The 22,969-nt window shown below is 53.7% G+C and carries 22 protein-coding genes; 10 read left to right on the forward strand and 12 right to left on the reverse strand.

Annotated elements, in window-relative coordinates:
• The first annotated feature begins 118 nt into the window (after window positions 1-118).
• The 6 genes from betI (at window position 119) to AC6I8X_RS09000 (ending at window position 5,734) form a co-directional block, all read left to right on the forward strand.
• The gene (betI, locus tag AC6I8X_RS08975) at window positions 119-724 is read left to right on the forward strand and encodes a transcriptional regulator BetI (protein WP_313684916.1); all 606 of its coding nucleotides are present in this window, start codon (window positions 119-121) and stop codon (window positions 722-724) included.
• Between the two features lie 9 nt (window positions 725-733).
• Window positions 734-2,200, forward strand: coding sequence for a betaine-aldehyde dehydrogenase (betB, locus tag AC6I8X_RS08980; protein ID WP_497840924.1), 1,467 nt, complete (start codon window positions 734-736; stop codon window positions 2,198-2,200).
• A gap of 42 nt (window positions 2,201-2,242) precedes the next feature.
• Window positions 2,243-3,886: a choline dehydrogenase gene (gene betA, locus AC6I8X_RS08985; protein WP_497840925.1), complete on the forward strand. Its 1,644-nt coding sequence runs from the start codon at window positions 2,243-2,245 to the stop codon at window positions 3,884-3,886.
• A 258-nt stretch (window positions 3,887-4,144) separates the two neighbouring features.
• Window positions 4,145-4,600 carry an STM2901 family protein gene (locus tag AC6I8X_RS08990; protein ID WP_497840926.1) on the forward strand — a complete coding sequence of 152 codons (456 nt, stop codon included), beginning with the start codon at window positions 4,145-4,147 and terminating at the stop codon, window positions 4,598-4,600.
• Complete coding sequence (locus tag AC6I8X_RS08995) at window positions 4,597-4,917, forward strand: DUF1493 family protein (RefSeq protein ID WP_313684898.1); 321 nt, start codon at window positions 4,597-4,599, stop codon at window positions 4,915-4,917. Before AC6I8X_RS08990 ends, AC6I8X_RS08995 begins: the two co-directional genes overlap by 4 nt.
• A gap of 127 nt (window positions 4,918-5,044) precedes the next feature.
• Window positions 5,045-5,734, forward strand: a complete 690-nt coding sequence (locus AC6I8X_RS09000; RefSeq protein WP_497840927.1) for a CTP synthase C-terminal region-related (seleno)protein — start codon at window positions 5,045-5,047, stop codon at window positions 5,732-5,734.
• A 45-nt stretch (window positions 5,735-5,779) separates the two neighbouring features.
• Here AC6I8X_RS09000 and AC6I8X_RS09005 read toward each other — a convergent pair whose 3' ends face one another.
• From AC6I8X_RS09005 to ydgT, 11 genes are all read right to left on the reverse strand, one after another.
• Entirely contained in the window at window positions 5,780-7,423 is a 1,644-nt protein-coding gene (locus AC6I8X_RS09005; protein ID WP_497840928.1) for a membrane-targeted effector domain-containing toxin, read from the reverse strand.
• Window positions 7,424-7,472: 49 nt separating this feature from the next.
• Complete coding sequence (locus AC6I8X_RS09010) at window positions 7,473-8,432, reverse strand: zinc-dependent alcohol dehydrogenase family protein (protein WP_313684903.1); 960 nt, start codon at window positions 8,430-8,432, stop codon at window positions 7,473-7,475.
• Between the two features lie 8 nt (window positions 8,433-8,440).
• Complete coding sequence (gene nth, locus AC6I8X_RS09015; RefSeq protein ID WP_084874386.1) at window positions 8,441-9,073, reverse strand: endonuclease III; 633 nt, start codon at window positions 9,071-9,073, stop codon at window positions 8,441-8,443.
• Window positions 9,070-9,771, reverse strand: a complete 702-nt coding sequence (locus AC6I8X_RS09020) for an electron transport complex subunit E (protein ID WP_313684906.1) — start codon at window positions 9,769-9,771, stop codon at window positions 9,070-9,072. Before AC6I8X_RS09020 ends, nth begins: the two co-directional genes overlap by 4 nt.
• Window positions 9,764-10,396: an electron transport complex subunit RsxG gene (gene rsxG, locus AC6I8X_RS09025; protein WP_084874392.1), complete on the reverse strand. Its 633-nt coding sequence runs from the start codon at window positions 10,394-10,396 to the stop codon at window positions 9,764-9,766. The genes AC6I8X_RS09020 and rsxG overlap by 8 nt, the downstream gene beginning before the upstream one ends.
• Window positions 10,397-10,399: 3 nt before the next feature.
• Complete coding sequence (rsxD, locus tag AC6I8X_RS09030; protein WP_313684910.1) at window positions 10,400-11,458, reverse strand: electron transport complex subunit RsxD; 1,059 nt, start codon at window positions 11,456-11,458, stop codon at window positions 10,400-10,402.
• Window positions 11,459-13,735, reverse strand: a complete 2,277-nt coding sequence (gene rsxC / locus AC6I8X_RS09035) for an electron transport complex subunit RsxC (RefSeq protein ID WP_497840929.1) — start codon at window positions 13,733-13,735, stop codon at window positions 11,459-11,461.
• Window positions 13,728-14,306 (reverse strand): electron transport complex subunit RsxB, encoded by a 579-nt coding sequence (gene rsxB / locus AC6I8X_RS09040; protein ID WP_208714868.1) that lies wholly within the window; start codon window positions 14,304-14,306, stop codon window positions 13,728-13,730. The genes rsxC and rsxB overlap by 8 nt, the downstream gene beginning before the upstream one ends.
• Window positions 14,306-14,887 carry an electron transport complex subunit RsxA gene (rsxA, locus tag AC6I8X_RS09045; protein ID WP_021185190.1) on the reverse strand — a complete coding sequence of 194 codons (582 nt, stop codon included), beginning with the start codon at window positions 14,885-14,887 and terminating at the stop codon, window positions 14,306-14,308. Before rsxA ends, rsxB begins: the two co-directional genes overlap by 1 nt.
• Window positions 14,888-15,010: 123 nt before the next feature.
• Entirely contained in the window at window positions 15,011-15,454 is a 444-nt protein-coding gene (locus AC6I8X_RS09050; RefSeq protein WP_299452625.1) for a DUF2569 domain-containing protein, read from the reverse strand.
• 108 nt (window positions 15,455-15,562) lie between these two features.
• Window positions 15,563-15,778, reverse strand: coding sequence for a transcription modulator YdgT (gene ydgT, locus AC6I8X_RS09055; RefSeq protein ID WP_041525780.1), 216 nt, complete (start codon window positions 15,776-15,778; stop codon window positions 15,563-15,565).
• A gap of 671 nt (window positions 15,779-16,449) precedes the next feature.
• Between ydgT and ytfQ the strand changes: the two genes are divergently transcribed.
• The 4 genes from ytfQ to yjfF are packed head-to-tail and all read left to right on the forward strand — an operon-like array spanning window position 16,450 to window position 20,976.
• Window positions 16,450-17,406 (forward strand): galactofuranose ABC transporter, galactofuranose-binding protein YtfQ, encoded by a 957-nt coding sequence (ytfQ, locus tag AC6I8X_RS09060; protein WP_299452632.1) that lies wholly within the window; start codon window positions 16,450-16,452, stop codon window positions 17,404-17,406.
• A 54-nt stretch (window positions 17,407-17,460) separates the two neighbouring features.
• The gene (locus AC6I8X_RS09065) at window positions 17,461-18,981 is read left to right on the forward strand and encodes a sugar ABC transporter ATP-binding protein (protein WP_313687189.1); all 1,521 of its coding nucleotides are present in this window, start codon (window positions 17,461-17,463) and stop codon (window positions 18,979-18,981) included.
• Window positions 18,974-19,990 (forward strand): galactofuranose ABC transporter, ATP-binding protein YtfT, encoded by a 1,017-nt coding sequence (ytfT, locus tag AC6I8X_RS09070; protein ID WP_299452638.1) that lies wholly within the window; start codon window positions 18,974-18,976, stop codon window positions 19,988-19,990. The genes AC6I8X_RS09065 and ytfT overlap by 8 nt, the downstream gene beginning before the upstream one ends.
• Entirely contained in the window at window positions 19,987-20,976 is a 990-nt protein-coding gene (yjfF, locus tag AC6I8X_RS09075) for a galactofuranose ABC transporter, permease protein YjfF (protein WP_497840930.1), read from the forward strand. Before ytfT ends, yjfF begins: the two co-directional genes overlap by 4 nt.
• A 151-nt stretch (window positions 20,977-21,127) precedes the next feature.
• On the opposite strand, the gene AC6I8X_RS09080 is transcribed toward yjfF, so the two are convergent.
• Window positions 21,128-22,912 (reverse strand): hypothetical protein, encoded by a 1,785-nt coding sequence (locus AC6I8X_RS09080; RefSeq protein ID WP_497840931.1) that lies wholly within the window; start codon window positions 22,910-22,912, stop codon window positions 21,128-21,130.
• Window positions 22,913-22,969 lie beyond the last annotated feature (57 nt).

Genomic DNA, 22,969 nt, shown 5'->3' on the forward strand with positions numbered 1-22,969 from the left:
CCTGTCAGTGACGCGGGTTTGTTACCCGGTTGTTAGAAAGTGTAGTTTTTATTGATTGAACGTTCAATATAAAAAGACTACACTTCTTCACATTCCATATACAAAACCGATGAACACCATGCCAAAAGTGGGAATGAAAGCCATTCGCCAGGCGCAACTGATTCAGGCGACCTTAACGGTAATTGACCGGGTGGGGCTGGCAGATGCCAGCATCGCGGTGATTGCCAAAGAAGCCGGGGTATCGACCGGCATCGTCAGCCATTACTTTGGCGACAAAAACGGTCTGCTTGACGCCTGTATGCGCCAAATCCTTGCCGATCTTTATCTGGCGGTAGAACGGCAGCGACGGCTGGCGGCAGACACGCCAGAAGCGCAGATCCGCGCCATCATCGATGGCAACTTCGATTTGTCGCAGGTGGAAGGACCGGTGCTCACCACCTGGCTGGTGTTCTGGACCAACAGCCTGCATCACGACAATTTGCAACGTTTGCAGCGTATTAACGACAAACGACTGTGGTCGAATATTACCGCGCAGTTTGCTCGGGTGATGCCGCGCGAGCAGGCGAGGGCCGCAGGAAGCAGCCTGGCGGCATTAATTGATGGACTGTGGCTACGCATGACGCTGGCACCGCAGCCGATGGAACAGGGGCTGACGCATGCGCGCCAGCTCTGCTATCAAAATCTCGCCCTGTGGCTGGCCGCCGCAGGGCCAACCTTATCCTGAGGAGGATGCATGGCTGATATCCCGCGCCGTGGCTTATATATCAATGGTCAGGAGTGCCCGGGTAACGGGCCGCTGTTTACCAGCATCAACCCGGCGAACGGCCGGGTGCTGGCGGAAATCACTGCGGCAAGTGGCGAGGATGTGGATCGTGCCGTCGCCACTGCGCGCGAAGGGCAGCGTATCTGGCGCGGTTACACCCCGGTGGAGCGCAGCCGGGTACTGCTGAAAGCGGTGGCGTTACTGCGTGAGCGCAATCAGGTGCTGGCCGAGCTGGAAACCGCAGATACCGGTAAACCGATCAGCGAGACAGCGGCGGTGGACATCGTCACCGGTGCCGACGTGCTCGAATATTATGCGGGCCTCGCCCCGGCGTTACAGGGCGAGCAGATCCCCCTGCGCGAAACCGCGCTGGTCTATACCCGACGTGAACCGCTCGGCGTGTGTGCGGGCATTGGCGCATGGAATTACCCGATTCAGATCGCGCTGTGGAAAAGCGCCCCGGCGCTGGCGGCGGGTAACGCGATGGTATTTAAACCGAGCGAAGTCACGCCGCTCAGCGCGCTGGAACTGGCGAAAATCTACAGCGAAGCCGGGCTGCCGGATGGGGTGTTTAACGTGGTGCAGGGCGCGGGCGAAGTGGGCCAGGCGCTGAGTCAACATACGCGTATCGACAAAGTTTCCTTCACCGGGGAAGTGAATACCGGGAAGCGTGTGATGGCGGATGCGGCACTGGCGAATCTGAAGGAAGTCACCATGGAACTGGGTGGCAAATCACCGTTAATTGTGTTTAACGATGCCGATCTTGATCGTGCGGTGGACGGCGCGCTGATGGCGAATTTCTACAGCAGCGGCCAGGTATGCACCAACGGCACCCGCGTGTTTGTGCAGCGCAGTTTGCAGGCCGCGTTTGAGCAGCGTCTGCTGGAGAAAATGCAGGGCATCCGCATGGGCGATCCCACGGACGCCACAGTGAATTTTGGTCCGTTGGTGAGCGAGCAGCACTGTCGCAAGGTGGAAAGCTATTTGCGCTTAGGTAAAGAGCAGGGCGCTCGTTTGCTGACCGGCGGCCATCGCGTGGTTGACGGCCCGCTGGCGCGCGGCTGTTACATCGAACCAACGGTGTTCAGTGATTGCCGTGATGATATGCGCATCGTGCGTGAAGAAATCTTCGGCCCGGTAATGAGCATTCTTACTTTTGACGACGAAGATGAAGTGATTGCCCGCGCCAACCATACCGAGCTGGGGCTGGCCGCCGGGATTTTTACCCGCGACCTGAACCGCGCCCATCGCGTGATCCATCAGCTGGAAGCGGGTATTTGCTGGATTAACAGCTGGGGTGAATCCCCTGCTCCGATGCCGGTTGGCGGGTATAAGCAATCGGGACTCGGCCGTGAAAACGGCATTACCACGCTACAACACTATACACGCACCAAATCGGTGTTGATTGAACTGGGTGATTACCCAAGCGCATTTTGAGTTGTGACCGGCGGTGCGCCGCCGGTGTTATCTGGAGGTTGAATGCAGAAATTTGATTACATCATCATTGGCGCAGGTTCCGCTGGCAACGTACTGGCAACCCGTTTGACTGAGGATGCTGACGTATCGGTACTGTTACTGGAAGCAGGCGGACGCGATCACCGCTGGGACTTTCGTACCCAAATGCCAGCCGCTTTGGCCTATCCGTTACAGGGTAAGCGTTATAACTGGGCTTTTGAAACCGATCCGGAACCCCATATGAACCACCGCCGCATGGAGTGTGGACGCGGTAAGGGATTGGGGGGATCGTCGCTGATTAACGGCATGTGTTATATCCGTGGCAACGCGCTTGATTACGACAACTGGGCGAAAAAATCAGGGCTGGAGAACTGGTCCTATGCCGATTGCCTGCCTTACTTCCGCAAGGCGGAAAAGCGTGACATCGGGGCGAATGATTATCATGGGGGCGAGGGTTATCTCAGCGTCACCACCGCCAAAGCGGATAACAATCGCCTGTACCGTGCCTTTATCGATGCGGCAAAACAGGCCGGACACCATGAAACTGACGATCTTAACGGCTATCGTCAGGATGGTTTCGGCCCGATGGATCGCACCGTCACGCCGCAAGGCCGCCGTTCCAGCACCGCGCGTGGTTATCTCGATGTGGCGAAACAGCGCCCGAATTTAACCATCATCACCCATGCACAAACCGATCATATTGTGTTCGATGGCAAAACCGCGACCGGGGTGCGCTGGCTGGTGAAAGGCCAGCTGCACGAAGCCCAGGTGCAGCGCGAAGTGTTGTTATGTGCTGGTGCTATCGCTTCACCGCAGATCCTGCAGCGTTCCGGCGTGGGTCCGGCAGAGTGGTTGAATGAGCTGGATATTGATGTGGTACACGCGCTGCCGGGTGTTGGGCGTAATTTGCAGGATCACCTTGAAATTTACATGCAATTTCGCTGCAAGCAGCCCATCAGCCTTTACCCGGCATTGCAATGGTGGAACCAGCCAGCGATCGGCGCCGAATGGCTGTTGAAAGGCACCGGGGTAGGAGCCAGCAATCAGTTTGAAGCAGGTGGTTTTATTCGCAGCGACGATCAGCCTGACTGGCCGAATCTGCAATACCACTTCCTGCCGGTGGCGATTAACTACAACGGCAGCAGCCCGGTGAAGGAGCACGGCTTCCAGGCGCACGTCGGACCGATGCGTTCCATGAGTCGCGGCCGGGTGAAACTGACCTCGAAACACCCTTATGCTGCGCCGTCGATCTTCTTTAACTACATGTCAGAGGAGCGCGACTGGCAGGAATTCCGCGCGGCGGTACGGCTAACGCGCGAAATCATGCGCCAGCCCGCGCTGGCAGAGTATTGCGGTGCTGAAATTCAGCCCGGTCTGGCAGTACAAAGTGATGAGCAGATTGATGCCTTTATCCGTTCACATGCCGAAACCGCCTACCATCCATGCGGCAGCTGTGCCATGGGCTATGGCGAAATGGATGTGGTGGATAATGTGGGCCGCGTGCATGGGGTGCAGCAGTTGCGCGTGGTTGATGCTTCGATTATGCCGCAAATCACCACCGGCAACCTGAATGCCCCGACGGTGATGATGGCGGAAAAAATCGCTGATGCGATCCGCGGCCGCACGCCGCTGGCGCGTTCGGCTGCGGATTATTACGTGCAGTCATAAAACATCTGGGGGCGATTAATCGCACCCCAGCATGACACCAAAGAAAAACAGATTACGACTTATTCACAACAGTTCAATCCGGCTAAACCCGTCAGGTTGGCTAAAAATAGTTTGCAGCAGAAGCTACTTTGCTGCAGAGCCTTTCTGTCCCATCAAAACGTCAAATCCCTTGCGCATCACACAACCATTTTTTGATGCTGGACTGTGTTTAAAATGCTCGATAGCATAAGGAATCCTTAACGAAATGGAGCTTCAGATATGGATACGACTGAACAGCTAAATGGAACTTACTTCTACAAGGGATTAACCAATCTTACGCCAACAGAGCTACTTTTCTGGATTATGGTTGATGAAACTGAGCAGCAGTTAGGGGTTCAGGACATCGTAGGTGTGGCTTTTGTGCTTTTAGGTAACAACTTCATTGGGGTTCCGGGAAAGCTTCGCACCGCAACTTATGGTACATCTGTAGCTTCCCTCTTTTTCCGTCAACATCTCAGCTATACATTCAAGCAGCGGATTTTACCCACACTCACAAAAAAATCATTCTCCTTAAGGGGTATCAGGATCTTCTGGGTAAATAATCTTGGTGCTTTTGTGGGGAGGACAGTCCCGGTACTGGGGTGGGCTATTCTGGCCAGAGATATTTCACTTATCTCGTTCAGAACATTGAATCATTACAATACGATAGTCCGGGAAGAGGATAAGATCTGGTGAGCCAGCTAATAGACGATGAAATTAGAGAGTTTGTGCAGAAAGAGTTGCCCTTAATCACTACGCTTTTTTTGAAAGTGATTGAAGTTAGGGACGACTCAACATTGCAGGAAATCTATGAACCTGACGATATAGACGAAATGCTGGAAAAATATTTCATACGGTTTGACGTTGAACGAGGCTCTTTTTCACCTGGAAATTACTTTCCGTGGAAAACTCATTCATTTTTATCCAGAAAAGCAGCCAGTGCAGAAAAGAAACCTCTTACAATTCAGATGCTTATTGAATCAGCAAAAGCAGGCCGCTGGTTGTATGAATGAATACGAACATGATAATTAATATGTAAACGTGCGTGGTGCCGGACAAAACCGCGCAATAAATCGTGCCGCGACATGACATCTAAACCGCATTGCTGTAACCTTCTTTTTTCCCAGAAAGGACGTTACCATGACGCAGTCAGTTCGTGTCGCCCTTGTTGGCGATTACCGTGCCAGTGCCGTCGCGCACCAGGCCATTCCTCCCGCTGTTCAGCTTGCCGCACAACACCTTAACCTCAACGTCACCGCCGACTGGATCGCGACACCCGAGATCAATGTACCTGCCTTCGCCGACTACGATGCGATCTGGGTCGTACCGGGCAGTCCATATCAAAACGACGCCGGTGTATTCGCCACCATTCAGTGGGCGCGTGAAAACGGCAAACCTTTCCTCGGTTCCTGCGGTGGTTTCCAGTATGCGGTGATTGAGTATGCCCGTAATGTGCTGGGTTGGGACGATGCCGCCCATGCGGAAACGGATAAAGAAGGACGCTGGGTGATTGCTCCCCTGAGTTGTTCACTGGTGGAGCAACGTGGTGAAGTGACCTTTAAGCCCGGTTCGCGTATTGCCCGGTTTTACAATGCATTGCAAAGTGATGAGGGCTATCACTGCAATTTCGGCGTGAATCCGGAGTTCAGCCAGGCGCTGGAAACGCAACATCTGCACATTACCTCCTGGGATCTGGCAGGCGACGTGCGCGGTATTGAACTGAACGATCATCCTTTCTTTATTGCCACGCTGTTCCAGTCAGAACGTGCAGCGCTGCAAAACCGTCTGTCACCGCTGGTGGTGGCGTGGTTGCAGGCAGCAATGGGTTAATTTCTGGCGGCGCGATGTCTGATATATCGCGCCGCACCTGTCTCATTACAGGCTGTATATCAGCTTCATACCCATAGTGGTTTCCAGATCGTTTACCAAATCCTGAATAAACATGTAGCGTTTATTATTAATTCTTTTCCATTCGGGTTTGGTAATAAACCATGTTCCGTCTGAGTCTTTGTTAAGGGAGGTATTTACCACAGAACCCTCTCGCGAACGATGCTTCAACATCAATCGTTCAGTATCGATAGTAAAGAATCCAGTCTTCAGTCTTTTTTCTATTTCATCTGTTTTAGTTACGGTGTTATAGATTTTTTTATCGGGAGTTGTCAGTACAAAATCTGACTTGATAAAATTATATTCCATAGCTGGACCATTCGAGGACGCCGAGAGTAATATTTCGCCATTATCTGGCTGAATGACGGTGGTTTTGCAACGTGTTTCTTTTACTCTGATACCAATCCCGTTAGTCAGCTCAGCAAGGCCTGGTATATTTTCAAATGTGTTGGCATGCTGATTTCCCACTAAAGCGATCCATTTACCCTGTGCTATTTTTTGATGGCCATTAATCACACCCTGGGCATAATAATTCATCATGTGAATACGGCAGTTTTTAAGTGGGTTTTCTTTATCGGTATGGTAACTCGCCGCAGCGTCTATCGCCATTACTCTAATACCATTATCTTTCGCTGATTCGATTAATGTCAGGAAGTTATATTTACTCCTGACATGAAAACCTCTATTTAAACCTTCAAGGTAATTCTTTAACCCAGAGGGCATCTTTTTCATTTTCGGGGAAAAATACGATTCCAGCTCGTTGTGGTGTAGATCAGAAAGTAAATGCTCCAGATATAACGTCCTGACACCTTGCTTTTTTAAAATTGACATATTTTTTATCAAAAATCTTTTACTTCCCGAATCACCATGGAATTCCCCCAGGACCATACCAGCATATTTTTTATATATTTTTTCTATCCAGCGATACGGTGAATCATTTATTGCCAGTGCGGGGGTGTCTGGCCTTTTTTGGCTGGTGATGATGTCTGTGAGATGCATTGTGGCATTTTTTAATAAATCATCTCTCATTACATAGAATTCATTTCTTACTTTTTGTTCCAGGGGATTGGAAAGATGGTATTCAATGCTAAGGCCGCGATATTGATGGATCAATTTATTCATAATGACGCGGTTATGTTCAGGTACTTCGTAATCAGTCTGGCAAAATTCCTGGCATCCGGGTGGGGAGGATGAGGCCGAGGCCATTGACTGAATACGGGGAGTGGGCTGTGGGGTAAATCTGGCGGAAGGGCGGAGACAATGCGAGTCTTTACTCCGGGTGGGACTCATTAATTGGGCAGGTAGAATTTGCCGGGTGCCAAAAGGGCTGCTCCGTGAGGACTGCGCCAGGCTGATACGGGCGGAGGGGGTAGGTCTCGTAGACATTTGTGGTGACAAAGAACCAGGCGTCGCAGGGCGTGTTACTGCGCGGATCAAACCCGGAGTGGAGGTCCGGCGTATCAGGGGATTATCCATTTTGACAGACAACTGCGGACTGGAAGATGAGGGCTGTAGCTGAAGATTGGTCAGACTCCTCGCGGCTGTGACGAGCAACGGTCGCTGAATCGAGGGGGATGAGGGTGAGGATGTTGGTGTGACTGAGCGTAAAAGCGCAATACGGTTGTTTTCCATAAAAGAGATCCTTTCTTTTTATCAGGAAGCACAAACTCAGTGTCTGACGTCAGAGCTGCATTTGCAGTAGCGGTTTTCTCTCACGACCAGACTGGTAATAAAAGGCGATCGCATTCTGCCATTGTTCCAGCGGAAAAACTGTGACGCCCCCGCATTCACTCACACGCAACAGTGACCAGATTTCGACAAACAATTGCTGCCATGCCTGCGGTGTCAGGGCGTCGAGATAATGCCGCACATGAAACCAATGTAAAGCAGGCAGGGAAGCATTGACGCGCACCGGCTGGCCGGTCAGCACGCCATAGGCAACGAAATGCGCCTCAGCAGGCAATGTCTGCCAGATCAACTGACCCAACGTCCCACCGACTGCATCAAATACCAAATCGGTTCCTGCTGCCAGCTGGCGGATCTCATCCTGACTATCCTGCTGCACCGCGTGGATACCCAACCGTTGCAAGGTGTGCGCATGTTGGGGTGCGCGATAAATGGCGGTGACACGACGCGCCCCACGTTTATGCGCCCACTGCGCCAGCAGCTGTGCACAGGTCGAACCTCCGGCAGTCAGCAGAATATCTTTTCCGGCAGGGGACCAGTGCTGCAACATCAGTAACGCGGCCAGCGGATTGATATAGGCGTGGGCGGCAAGCGGGCTATCGATATCATCCGGTACCGGCACCGCAAGCTCCGGGTCGATATCAACAAAGCGTTGCCAGGTGCCAGGGCCACGTAGCGGCAATACCCGTTTCGCGAGCAGATGTTGCCAGGCGGCAGGGGCGGCGATCACCGTACCGACGCCTTCATAACCGGCCACCCGGGGCGGCGTTACCCGATGGCGATAGGCGCCCGTAATAGGGATGAGATCGGAGGCGTTAACCGGCGCAAACTGCATCTGAACGCGCAGTAACGTGCTGGCCGCTGGTGGCGCGAGGGGATGATTTTCGCAGGCGAGAACATCAAGGGGATTGCCAAACTGCCGAAAAATTAATGCGACATTCTCAGCCGTGGTCATGGCAGCCCTTACTCAGTTTTGGCGTCGAACTCGCACAGATCTTCAATCAGGCAGGAACCACAGCGCGGTTTACGTGCCACGCAGGTGTAGCGACCGTGCAGGATCAGCCAATGGTGGCAATCGACTTTAAATGCCTTTGGCACCACCTTCAGCAGCTTTTCTTCCACTTCTTCGACGTTTTTGCCTGGGGCAAACCGCGTGCGGTTGCTGACGCGGAAGATATGGGTATCGACGGCGATAGTTGGCCAGCCAAAGGCGGTATTCAGTACCACATTGGCGGTTTTACGTCCGACACCGGGTAACGCTTCCAGCGCGGCCCGATCTTCCGGTACTGCACCGCCGTGTTGCTCCAGCAGGATACGGCAGGTCTTGATGACGTTTTCCGCTTTGCTGTTAAACAGGCCGATGGTTTTGATGTACTCCTTCACGCCATCCACCCCCAGCGCCAGGATGGCGGCGGGGGTGTTTGCCACCGGATAAAGTTTGGCGGTGGCTTTATTGACGCTGACATCGGTAGCCTGCGCCGACAACAGCACGGCAATCAACAACTCGAACGGTGAAGTGAAGTTCAGTTCGGTGGTGGGATGGGGATTTTCATCGCGCAGGCGCGTCAGAATTTGTACGCGTTTGTCCTGATTCACACTGCTTTCTCCGCCTGGCCCTGCGGTTCAGCCACGGGTGCCGTCGCGCGATTGGCTGCACGCTGCTTCATTTTCTGGTCGATAAGATATTTAGCCGCCAGCAGCATGCCGAGGCCGATAAATGCGCCCGGTGGCAGCATTGCTAACAGCATCGGCGAATCAAAATGCACCACTTCAATACGCAGCACTTTGGCCCAGGGACCCAGCAGCTGGTCGGCACCGTTGAACAGCGTACCACTGCCGATGATTTCGCGAATCGAGCCGAGCGTCACCATAGCGCAGGTAGCTCCCATGCCAATGGCAAAGCCATCCAACGCCGAAAGGGGAACGCTGCTTTTTGAAGCGACGGCTTCGGCACGGCCCACCACGATGCAGTTGGTCACAATCAGCGGGATAAAGATGCCAAGGGATTGGTACAGGCCGTGGGCGTAGGCGTTGATCAGCATCTGCACGCAGCTCACCACCGAGGCGATGATCATCACGTAAATCGGAATACGGATATCAGCCGGTACCCAGCGACGTGAGGCGGAAATGGCGCTGTTGGTAATGGTCAGCACCAGCGTGGTCGCCAGACCCAGACCTAGGGCGTTGGTGGCGGTGGACGTCACCGCCAGCAGCGGGCAGAGTCCAAGCAGCTGCACCAGTGCAGAGTTATTTTTCCACAGGCCGCCGATCAGTAAGTTTTTCGCTTCACTCATTTGCCTCTCCACACTCGGGCAGCGAAGACAGTTTCGCTGGCAGGGTTTCAATCAGTAACGCGGTACGTTTGGTGGCATTGACCACCGCGCGCGGGGTGATGGTGGCACCGGTAAACTGGTCAAACTCACCGCCGTCTTTTTTCACCGCAAAATTCTTGTCGTCGGCACCGTGTACCACTTTGCCGTTAAAACTGTTGATCCAGTCTGAGACGCGCAGCTCGATTTTATCGCCAAGACCGGGCGTTTCATGGTGTTCAATCACGCGGACACCCAGCACTTTACCGTGAAAATCGGCACCGACCAGCATCTCAATCGCACCAGAATAGCCATCCGGCGCGGTGGTCTCAAGTGCGGCAGCCACCGGCGTGTTGCCTTTACGCGCCAGGTACAGGTGATGCGGCTTGCCGTTTCCGAGGGCCGGATCGGTGACAAGATAGCATTCCTGCTGGATATGGTTGTCGTACATATCGGTCGGCACCACCTGATCCAGCAGATTTTTTTGTTGCAGCGCGGTCTGATGATCCACCGTCGGCTTGGTCACAAAGTTGACCACTGCGGTGACACCCGTGGTGATCACCGCGAAAATTGCCAGCGTCAGCGCATTTTTACGAATAGTTTCGAACATCGGTTAATCCTTACGATGGCCGTAAACGCGCGGCTGGGTGTAGTAATCGATCAACGGCACACAGATGTTGGCCAGCAAAACCGCAAACGCAACGCCATCGGGATAACCGCCAAAGCTACGAATCAGCCACACCAGCAAGCCAATCAGGGCACCGTAAATCAGGCGACCGCGATTGGTGGTGGAAGCCGTCACCGGATCGGTGGCGATAAAAAATGCGCCCAGCATGGTTGCGCCAGAGAACAGATGAATCAGCGGCGAGTTCAGCGATTCCGGGGAAAACAGCCAGCCGAGGGTGGCGCAGAACGCCAGCGACAGCAGGAAACTGACCGGAATGTGCCAACGGATGGCGTTTTTGGCCAGCAACAACAGGCCGCCGAGCAGATAACCCAGATTGACCCACTGCCAGCCCAATCCAGCCAGCACGCCGTGATAAATCGGCTCTGCCAGCAGCTGTTCGGCGCTGTGTCCGGCGCGCAGACCGGTTTTAAAGGTGTCGAGCGGCGTGGCCTGGCTGATGCCATCCGCACCGAGTTGCAACTGTTGCATGGTTTCACCGGCCAGCGTGTGATGAGTGAAAACCATACTGAGGGAATCAAGCAGACCCGGTTTAATGGTTTGCAGTGCATCCGGCGGCATCCAACTGGTCATCTGCACCGGGAAGGAGATCAGCAGCACCACATAACCGACCATCGCCGGGTTAAACGGATTCTGCCCAAGGCCACCATACAATTGTTTGGCGATCACGATGGCAAACACCGTACCAATCACCACCAGCCACCAGGGGGCCAGTGGCGGCAAACTGATCCCCAGCAGCAGGGCGGTCAGCAATGCCGAGTTATCGGCCAGCGTCGGCACTATCGGGGTTTTGCGTAAACGCAGAATCGCGCCTTCAGTTGCCCATGCGGTGATAATCGCCAGCGCCACCTGAATCAGAAAGCCAACACCAAAAAAATACCATTGTGCCGCCATGCCAGGCAGCGCAGCCAACACCACCAGCAGCATGATATTGCCAGTGCTGCGGCGGTTATGGGTATAAGGGGAACTTGCGATACGAAAAGCCATTTAATCCTCAAACGTCGAAGGCTGCTGCTGCGCGAGTTTTCGCGCTTTGGCACGGGCGACTGCCGCGGCAATTGCCGCTTTGCGTGGGTCGGCGGAGTCAGGAGACGCAGCGGCCTCCGTTTCCGGGGAATCAACAGCGGCAGAGACGTCAGCCTGTTGCGCGGCGGCCGCGGCTTTCTTCGCCTTAGCGCGGGCAATGGCGGCTTCTACTGCGGCTTTGCGTGGATCAACCGGCTCTGTGGCAGGTGCTTCAACAGGGGCAATCGCTGGCTGCGCCGCAGCGGCTTTCTTCGCCTTAGCGCGGGCAATGGCGGCTTCTACTGCGGCTTTGCGTGGATCAACCGGCTCTGCGGCAGGTGCTTCAACAGGGGCAATCGCTGGCTGTGCCGCAGCGGCTTTCTTCGCCTTAGCACGAGCGATGGCGGCCTCTACGGCGGCTTTACGTGGGTCAACCTGTTCAGCGGGCGTCTCGCTCACGGGCTCCGGCGGAGCAGCGGCAGCTTTTTTCGCTTTGGCGCGTGCAATTGCCGCTTCCACCGCGGCTTTACGCGGATCGACCGCCTCAGCAGGAGCTTCGCTAACCGGCTCGGTAGTGGCTGCTTTCTTCGCTTTGGCGCGTGCAATGGCCGCTTCGACCGCCGCTTTGCGCGGATCGCCAGCCTGACGGCTCAGTGCCTGAGTTTCGGCCTGGGTTTCCGCCTGACGTGCCAGCGCCTGAGCATGGCGCGCTTCGCTTTCTGCGGCGGCCTGTTCAGGCGTAATGGTCTGACGTGCTTTGACGCGCGCGACAGCAGCATCCAGTTCACCCTGATCGCTACGTGCAACACGCTGTTTTGCCTGTTCATGGCGTGCTTCACGCGCCAGTTTTTCCCGTTCCAGACGTGACTGGCGAGCTTCAAAGCGCGCTTTGGCTTCGGCAGTGCGCTTCGCTTCCAGGTCGATGGCGCGCAGTTCAGCCTTCTCCTGGCGATAATATTGCACCAGCGGAATATTGCTCGGACAGACATAAGCACAGGCACCGCATTCGATGCAGTCATCAATATGATGCGCGCGTGCTTTGTCATGATCGCCGCCCTGGCTATACCAGTACAGCTGCTGTGGTAGCAGTTTTGCCGGGCAGGCATCGGCGCAGGCGCTGCAGCGGATGCAGGATTGCTCATCCTGATTGCTGCCCATCTCGTCAGCCGAGGGAGCCAGAATGCAGTTGGTAATTTTCACCACCGGCACATCCAGCGACGGCAGGGTAAAGCCCATCAGTGGGCCGCCCATAATCACCATCTGGCGCGCGCCTGGGGTAAACCCGGCATGATGCAGCAGGTGGCTAACCGGGGTACCAAGACGCCCCCAGACGTTACGTGGCTGAGCGATCGCTTCGCCAGTCACCGTCACCACGCGTTCGGTAATCGGTTCGCCGTTGATGATGGCGCGTTTCACCGCCCAGGCGGTGCCGACGTTTTGCATCAGTACGCCGATATCGGTGGAGCGGCCGCCATGCGGTACTTCCAGCCCGGTAAGAATTTTGGTTAGCTGTTTGGCACCGCCGGACGGGTATTTAGTCGGGATCACCCGCAGTTGCATATCGCGTTCACCGCCCAGCGCCTGTTTCAGCGCCGCGATGGCTTCCGGCTTGTTATCTTCCACGCCGATCAGCACCCGCTCGGCCTGTAACAGCCAGGCCAGAATACGGCAGCCTTCCAGCACTTCCGCTGCGCAATCCTGCATCAGGCGGTCATCAGCGGTGATATAGGGTTCGCACTCGGCAGCGTTAATAATCAGCGTTTTCACGCCACGCAGACCACCGCGCAATTTGGTCGCTGTCGGGAAACCGGCACCGCCGAGCCCGGCAATCCCGGCATCAAAAATGCGTTTCACCACCTCTTCGCGTGGCAGGGAACGGTAATCAGGCTGTGGGTCGAGCGCAGTCCAGCGGTCCTCGCCATCGGCAGTGAGAAAGATACACAGCTCAGACAGGCCAGACGGGTGCGCAGTCATATGCGGCGCAATAGCTTCAATGGTACCGGAAGTCGGCGCATGAACGGGCAGCATACGTCCGCTGCCAAAGGTCAGCGGCTGGCCGCGCAGTACATGATCGCCAGGTGCGACACAGATCTCGCCCTCATGGCCGATATGCTGCTTTAGCGGAATGATAAAACGTTCAGGCAGTGGTAACTGACTGAGCGGCGTACCGTTTGACTGTGTTTTCATTTCAGGCGGATGGATGCCGCCCTGAAAATCCCACAGCTTCTCTTTGCGGAACAGGTTGAGCAAATTAAGCATGACTTTCTACCGGGATCACCCGTACAGGAATGGTTTCGAGATCCCACTTCCAGTTGGCCGTGGTGGTGGCAACCGGGCGCATCTCAATGCAATCAGTTGGACAAGGGGCAACGCAAAGGTCGCAACCGGTGCAGACATCGCTCAGCACGGTGTGCATCGCACGGGTGGCACCGACAATCGCATCTACCGGGCAAGCCTGAATGCATTTGGTGCAGCCGATACAGTTGGCTTCATCAATCCAGGCAACGGTACGCACCGGGGCCAGTACCTCTTCACCGCCGTCCAGTGGTTGTGGCTCGACGTTAAGCAGCGCAGCCAGTTTCAGCATGGTCTGTTCGCCACCGGGCGCGCATTTGTTAATGGCTTCGCCGTTGTTACCGACGGCATCCGCATACGGACGGCATCCAGGGTAGCCGCACTGGCCGCACTGACTTTGCGGCAGAATGGCATCAATTTGTTCAACAATCGGGTCTTCTTCGACCTCGAAACGACGCGCGGCGTAACCGAGCAGGGCGCCAAATACCAGGCTCAGGGCACTCAATACGGCAATTGCTATCCAAATCGCGGTCATCAGAATTTCACCAGACCGCTAAAGCCCATAAACGCCAGCGCCATCAGGCCAGCGGTAATCAGGGCGATGGAGTTACCTTTAAACGGGGTGGGCACATTGGCCAGCACCAGGCGTTCGCGAATACCGGCAAACAGCACCATCACCAGCGAGAAGCCGAGTGAGGCGCTGAAGCCATACAGCGCAGCCTGCAAAAAGGTGTGGTTCAGGTTGACGCTCAGCAATGGCACGCCCAGCACCGCACAGTTGGTGGTGATCAGCGGCAGAAAGATACCGAGCAGACGATAGAGGGACGGGCTGGTTTTACGCACCACCATTTCGGTGAACTGCACCACGACGGCGATCACCAGGATATAGGCCATGGTACGCAGATAAACCAGATCGAGCGGCACCAGAATCAGATGGTTAACCAGCCAGGCACATATGGAGGCCAGCGTGATCACGAAGGTGGTGGCAAGTCCCATGCCGATGGCCGTTTCCAGTTTTTTTGACACACCCATGAACGGGCAAAGTCCAAGGAACTTTACCAATACGAAGTTGTTCACCAGCACGGTGCCAATAAAGAGCAGTAAATAATCGGTCATGACGAAACCTGGGAAGCCGAAAGGCGTCTATTATCCGGAATTGAGAGCTGCATCTCAACCCAGGCGGCGTTTACAGCGGGGTTGAGAGCACTCAGAATTAAATTCCTGACGAAACTTGCGCCATTACGGCTGGATAAACGTCTGTTTCACGCGCTTAGAACGCTTGAAATAGGGAACAAATACCGCCGCTGCCAGCAGCGACAGCAGTAATGTCTGGATTGCTTTACTATCGGATACCGGCGTGAAAGCGAAGGTTTTTACTGCCAGCAACACCGTCATCAACAGCCAGAGAATGTAGTGACGCGGCAAACGCTGTGAGCGTTTACAGAAAATCCAGCAAACCCAGATGCTGTAGGCCCACACCAGCCCGGCAGTCAGCAGTGAAACCGACCATTGCGTCAGCAGGATGCCGCCGTGCGAGAATAATGTGGTGCGCAGTTCAGGGTTGAATAACGGGCTGAGATACATCGCCACCACCAGTGCGCTGGTGAGCATGGTCATAATCAGCCACGCCAGCGGAAATAATAACCAGCCAGCAATACGTGGTGGATTCACCTGTTCAGTCATCGAAAAAGTCCAGTTACCGGGATTAGGGCCGTAAGCGTATCATGTCCAAACGGGGCACGCCCGACCTGGACAAAGCAATAGTAACGGAAAGCAGGAAGTTGAAACGTATTAAACCACGTAGCGCCAGACAGATTTAGGCACACGGCCCAGATCAAACAGACGTCCTCCGGAAGCCAGTTCGGCGCGACGGTGATCGGCAGCACGATACATATTGATGATTTCGTTATCATCAGTCAGTGAATAGTTAAGATGGTCGTAGAGTTTTTCCAGACTCTCAAGATTATTCACTTTACGGAATTTCAGCAGGTAATCGAGCGCAGTCATGATTGCCATTAAAAAATAAAGAACAGGGAAGCGCCAAGTATAGGGAGCACGGTGCCAGAGTCCATACACCAATCATAAAAAAATGCAAAAATCAGACAAAGTAAGCCATTCCGCGCACCAAAAGACACTTTTTTACCGCTTACACAATTAAATGCGCCTCGTTATGGTGCAATTAAACCCAATTTACGTTGGTTATTCAGGCGATGGAGTAAAGCCTCCTTCAGGATGGCAGAAAATAGTCAGCGTTATTATTTGCGTTTTATAACGCTATTTCTTGCCAGCCGCTCAACTGAATTTCCGGATTATTATCGACCGGTCGATAAATTTATGTACACAGATTGAAACCATACATCTCGAACTGTGCGGGCAGTCACAAAACGATCAATTCCTTTCCCTCAGGCAGCATAACCATTATTTACGCGGTGTCTGTAATCGTTTCCAGCATAATGCAGCATAAGCGATTCTCTTTATTACATTTATTTAACCGCATTGACGAAAAACGCCAGGCGTTTTGTCCATAACTCTAACCAGGATTTTGCCTGTTATCTCCTCGTAACTCCTTTAATTCACTCTATTTTGTGAAGCAGGTCGCTCTCAGCGACGCACTTTTACGCCAGGCTTAAACCGCGTTTGTACCCCCTACAGCACACTCCCTTCAGAGGAATGAAATTATGTGGAAACGTTTACTCTTGTCTGCCATGGTGAGCGCCGCTATCAGCGCCCCGGTTTTGGCTGCTGATATGACAGTAGGATTCTCACAGGTTGGTTCGGAATCCGGCTGGCGTTCAGCGGAAACTAACGTGGCAAAAAGTGAAGCGCAAAAGCGTGGCATCACGCTGAAGATCGCTGATGGTCAGCAGAAACAGGAGAACCAAATCAAAGCGGTGCGTTCGTTCATCGCTCAGGGTGTGGATGCCATCTTTATCGCGCCGGTGGTGCAAACTGGCTGGGAACCCGTCCTTGAAGAAGCCAAAGATGCCAAAATTCCGGTCTTCCTGCTCGACCGTGCCATCGTCGTGAATGACAAGTCACTGTATGAGTCAGTCGTGACCGCGGATAACGTGCTGGAAGGCAAATTGATCGGCGACTGGTTGGTGAAAACCATCGGCAGCAAGCAGTGTAACGTGGTGGAATTGCAGGGTACGGTGGGTGCCAGCGTGGCAATTGACCGTAAGAAAGGCTTTGCTGAAGCGATCGCCGGACACCCCAACATCAAGATTATCCGTTCGCAGTCCGGTGACTTTACCCGCAGTAAAGGTAAAGAGGTGATGGAGAGCTTTATCAAGGCTGAGAACAACGGCAAAAACATCTGCATGGTGTTCGCGCACAACGACGATATGGCTATCGGTGCTATTCAGGCCATTAAAGAAGCGGGCCTGAAACCGGGCAAAGATATCCTGACCGGCTCAATTGACGGCGTACCGGATATCTACAAAGCGATGCTGGCCGGTGAAGCCAATGCAAACGTCGAGCTGACACCAAACATGGCAGGCCCGGCTTTTGATGCGCTGGAAAAACTGAAAAAAGACGGCACCCAGCCGCCGAAAATCATTCGCACCGAGTCAAGACTCTTCCTGCCTGCTGATGCTCAGGCACAACTCGATAAGAAAAAAGGCATGGGTTACTGATCCCCGCACCGCCCTTCGGGGCGGTTTTCATGACGTAAGGCGAGGCAGATCCGTATGAGTACATCACAAGAAGAAGCACTGCTGACCATCAGCGGCGTCAGCAAAGGTTTTCCGGGCGTTAAGGCGCTGGATAACGTTTCTTTCAGCATCCGTAAAGGCGAAATTATGGCGCTGCTGGGAGAGAACGGTGCCGGTAAATCGACGCTGATTAAAGTGCTGACCGGTGTTTACACCCGCGATGCCGGGGTGATTACCCTTAATGGTCAGACCATCGCGCCACACAATACCGGCGATGCACAGGCGATGGGGATTGGCACCGTTTACCAGGAAGTGAATCTGCTGCCGAACATGTCGGTGGCGGATAATTTATATATTGGCCGCGAACCACGTCGCTTTGGCATGATCGATCGCAAGCGCATGGTACGCGATGCCGATGCGCTGATGCGTAAATACGGTTTTGCGCTGGATGTGACACGGCAACTGGGCCATTACTCGGTGGCGATGCAACAGATTATCGCGATTTGCCGGGCGGTAGATCTCTCGGCGCAGGTGTTGATCCTCGATGAACCCACCGCCAGCCTCGATGCCAGCGAAGTCGAAATGTTATTTGCCCTGATGGCGCAACTGAAAGCCAAAGGGATGAGCCTGATTTTTGTCACCCATTTTCTGGATCAGGTCTATCGCATCACCGACCGCATCACGGTGCTGCGTAACGGGCAGTTTATCGCCACCCGTGATACCGCCTCACTGCCGCGTATTGAGTTGATCAAACTGATGCTGGGGCGTGAACTGCTGGAGAATGCGTTACAGCGTCAGGGCAGTACCCTGCGCAGCAATCAACCGGTGGTGGCGTTTGAAGATTACGGTAAGAAGGGCACCATCGAGCCGTTCAGTTTGCAGGTGCGGCCAGGAGAAGTGGTCGGGCTGGCCGGGCTGTTAGGTTCAGGGCGTACCGAAACCGCCGAAGTGTTGTTTGGTATCCGCCGTGCCGATCGCGGTACTGCCACCATCAAAGGTAAAGTGCAGCAGATTCGCACCCCGGCAAAAGCCTCCAAACTGGGCATGGGTTTCTGCCCGGAAGATCGCAAGACCGACGGCATTATTGGTAAGGCGTCGGTACGGGAAAATATTATCCTCGCGTTGCAGGCGCAGCGCGGCTGGCTGCGTCCGATTAAAAAGCGTGAACAACAGGCGATAGCCGATCGCTTTATTAAAAGTCTGGGGATACGGACACCCAATGCCGATCAACCGGTTGAGTTATTGTCCGGCGGTAATCAGCAGAAAGTGTTGCTGTCTCGCTGGCTGGTGACTAAACCCCAGTTTCTGATACTCGACGAGCCGACGCGTGGTATTGATGTCGGTGCCCATGCCGAGATTATTCGTCTGATTGAATCCCTGTGCGCCGATGGACTGGCGCTGCTGGTTATCTCCTCTGAACTCGAAGAACTGGTGGGCTACGCCGATCGCGTGTTGATTATGCGTGATTTGAAACAGGTGGCGGAAATCCCACTCGAGCAGCTGTCGGTGGCGTCAATTGTCAACGCCATCGCCCACGGAGGAGCACAACATGCTTGAATCCGATATGACGTCTGAAAAAACCAATCGGCGTAAACCGAAACTGCCTCCCGGCATGCCGCAAATCGCTGCCCTGATCCTGGTGCTGCTGGTGGATAGCCTGGTCGCCAATAACTTTTTTGCTGTGCATGTACAGGATGGCCGCCTGTTTGGCAGTCCGATCGATATTCTCAACCGCGCAGCGCCAGTGGCGTTGCTGGCGGTGGGGATGACGCTGGTGATTGCCACCGGCGGCATTGATTTGTCGGTGGGTGCGGTGATGGCAATCGCTGGGGCCACGGCGGCAACGCTCACCGTGGCAGGACACAGTTTATCCTTTGTGATTCTTGCGACGCTCGGCACCGGTCTGGCATGCGGTTTGTGGAACGGGGTGCTGGTGGCATTGTTACGTATCCAGCCGTTCGTCGCCACGCTGATTTTGATGGTGGCGGGGCGTGGTGTCGCGCAGCTGATCACCCAGGGGCAAATCGTCACCTTCGATAATGACAACCTGGCGTGGTTTGGCAGCGGGTCATTGTGGCTGTTGCCGGTACCGGTGTGGATAACGCTGGTAGTGGCGCTGGCTGTGTGGCTGTTGACGCGCAAAACCGCGCTCGGGTTGTTTATCGAAGCGGTCGGGATCAACCTGCGTGCGGCGCGCAATGCCGGGGTCACCGGTTGGCTGGTGGTGATGTCCACTTACGTTATCAGCGGTGTCTGTGCGGCAGTGGCGGGTCTGATTGTCGCCGCAGATATCCGTGGCGCGGACGCCAACAACGCCGGTCTGTGGCTGGAACTGGATGCGATTCTGGCGGTGGTGATTGGCGGGGCATCGCTGATGGGCGGACGTTTTAATCTGGTGCTGTCGCTGATTGGCGCGCTGATTATTCAGTCGATGAATACCGGGATTTTGTTGTCAGGATTCCCGCCCGAACTGAACCAGGTGGTGAAAGCGATTGTGGTGATGTGCGTGTTGTTGATTCAGTCACCGCGCTTTATCGCCATGCTGAAACGGAGACGTCCATCATGATTAAACGCCATCTTCCCCTGATGATTACCCTGCTGGTGTTTGTTGCCGGGTATCTGTTCTGTCTCAGCCAGTTTCCCGGCTTCGCTTCAACGCGGGTGATTTGTAATATCCTGACCGATAACGCCTTTCTCGGCATCATTGCCGTCGGGATGACGTTTGTCATTCTATCTGGCGGCATTGATCTGTCAGTGGGGGCGGTCATTGCTTTTACCGGTGTATTTCTCGCCCGATTGATCGGCGATTATCATGTTGATCCGCTGCTGGCGTTTGCGCTGATTCTGGCGCTGGGTGCGGCATTTGGCGGCATGATGGGGTGGTTGATTGATGCGCTGAAGATCCCGGCGTTTATCATCACCCTGGCCGGGATGTTTTTCCTGCGCGGTTGCAGCTATCTGGTGTCGGAAAACTCCATTCCCATCGACCACCCGCTGTATACCCTGTTGTCGAGCCTGGCGTGGAAAATCCCGGGTGGCGGGCGTCTGAGCCTGCTGGCGGTGATTATGCTGGTGGTGGTGATTGGCGGCATCCTGCTGGCGCACCGTACGCGGTTTGGTAATCAGGTGTATGCCATCGGCGGCAACCTGACCTCAGCCCAGCTGATGGGGATCCCGACGCGTGCCACCACCATCAAAATCTATATGTTATCGACCACGCTGGCGACGGTGGCAGGTATTGTGTTTTCTATCTATACCTCGGCGGGTTATGCGCTGGCAGGATTAGGAGTGGAACTCGATGCCATCGCCTCGGTGGTGATCGGCGGCACGCTGCTGTCGGGTGGCGTAGGTACGGTACTCGGCACCCTGTTTGGCGTGTTGATTCAGGGGCTGATCCAGACATGGATTAACTTCGACGGTACGCTGAGTTCATGGTGGACCAAAATCGCCATCGGCATTCTGTTATTTGCTTTTATCGCGCTGCAACGCCTGCTGACAGTGATGTGGGATCGCCAGCAAAATGCACCTGTTAAACGGTTATCATCCTCGTAGCCTTGCACCACCATTAGGGAAGCTTGTGACGATGTTTCTGGAATACCGTCGGCTGAGACGATCTTTGTGAAACACCGTTGTGGAGGTCCAACCGGGCCTCCTGTTTTTTCTGTGTCTGTGTATCCGTAGCGGCGCAATTTATCGCGCAAATCTAGGTAATGGTGTGACTTTTTTCCATCAGCGCCACCAGATTCGGTCGCACCGGATGGCCATTTTCCCAGTGACACTTGTCAATCTCATCGAAAGTACAAAACATCAATTGATTAATCTTCTCAATACCCAGCGTTTCTTTGACTAAGCGGAACCAATCCATCACGATTCTTTTGTCCGTCTCGTCTTTCAATGCCAGAAACCAAATATTGATTCTGGCGAAAGCAAACTCATTATCCAGATTGGCATACATATTACGTTGATTGATGCCATCGCCAATCACCACCACCGGCATGGAACTCAGCAGGTTAGTGGTGTCCTGCGCGGCCAGGCGGGCAAAGTCCTTGGCATCACTAAAGCGGCTACTTATACACCTTAACTTTGTCGCGCGAACCGCCAGGCTGAGCAGATACGCTAATTCCGGGTTGGTTTTGCTGGTGTATTCATGCTGTTTACCCAACAGCAGCAGCTGCATGATACCCGGCACCAGTTGCATCCCGCAGTTGATAATCGAATGGGTAACCACATCCAGATTGGTACCATGTGACACGTTATTCTCAGCATCAGGATTAAATACGGCAGGGCGGTAATTGACGGTGCCGGGTTGCGGCGCACCCACATGGTCACGATACTCACCTATCGTCTTGTAGGGAAAATTGCCATCAACAAATCGCCTGATTAAACCCTGACGGATCTCCTCCATTTCTTGTCTGGCGCTCAGCTGATAGATGCGCATGAAAATAGCAGTATTAGTGAAATCGAAATTTGCAAAAGAGATCGGAGTATCTTTATCAAGCTGATAATCAGCTAATAAGGTTTCAGGGTTTTTTTCAATATGGTTCAGATTCAAAGTGGGGTGTGACAGCGTTTCTAGAGTGTCACTACTCGCCAATACATACTCAAGGTCAGGTCTTCTCAGACTGTCTGTTTTGAGAATAGTGTTGTCGAGAACATCGAAAGTGCAAACGCGTATTTCTTTAATTTTTTCATTTTTTGTTGTGTCATAGATTTCTTTGAGGCATTCCAGCAGAATATTTTTTTCCTGCTTGTTTCTGCATGCCAGCCCGCGGATGTTCAAACACTTAGTCGCTATTTGGTTATCGACATTTTGATATAGATGACTTGCTTCAATACCCTCACCAAAGGCAACCACAGGCATAGATGAAAAAAAATTTTCGTTATTTTGTGCTGCTGTTTTGGCAAGTTCTTGTGCGTCACGAAAACTACTTATACTCGATAACAGGCTGGCCCTGACACCCTTGCAAAGTTGATAATAATTACCCTCGCTGAGATTTTTAATATAGGGATGTTCCATGCCGAGTAATTTTAGTTGCTTAATGACCGGGACAATTTGCAGGTTGCAATTGATAACAGAATATAAAATCACCGCAGCATTGGTGCCGTGCGCTAATCTATTGTTGCCGGTCAGAATCCACTTCGAGTGGCGGTGATCAATGCTGTTGCCAGCGGGGTAATGTTTTGCCTGACGATAAATACCCACGTTAGCGTAGCGATAGGGTTGAGCCTCATACTTCTGTTTTAATGCCTGGCGTAGCGCGGCCATATTCTCTCTCCATCCCCCAGCCCACATATTTTGGTACGACACATCGTTAAAATCAAAATTATCGAAGGTAATGGGCGTATCCATAGGGATATAAAATGAGGATAAGTCATAGTTTGATTTATTGGCTACATGGCTGACATTTATCGTTGTTTGAGATGTCCCGGCAACCTGTTCCACGGGTATCGGATTTACTGATGCGGTAGTATTTCTGTTTACGTCCATCGTTTACGTTCTCCCGATTTTTTTAGTGGCGCGATTTATCGCGCCGCTACGAATTAA

This window comes from Pantoea sp. X-Soil-TKNS-1280 (genome assembly GCF_059730475.1).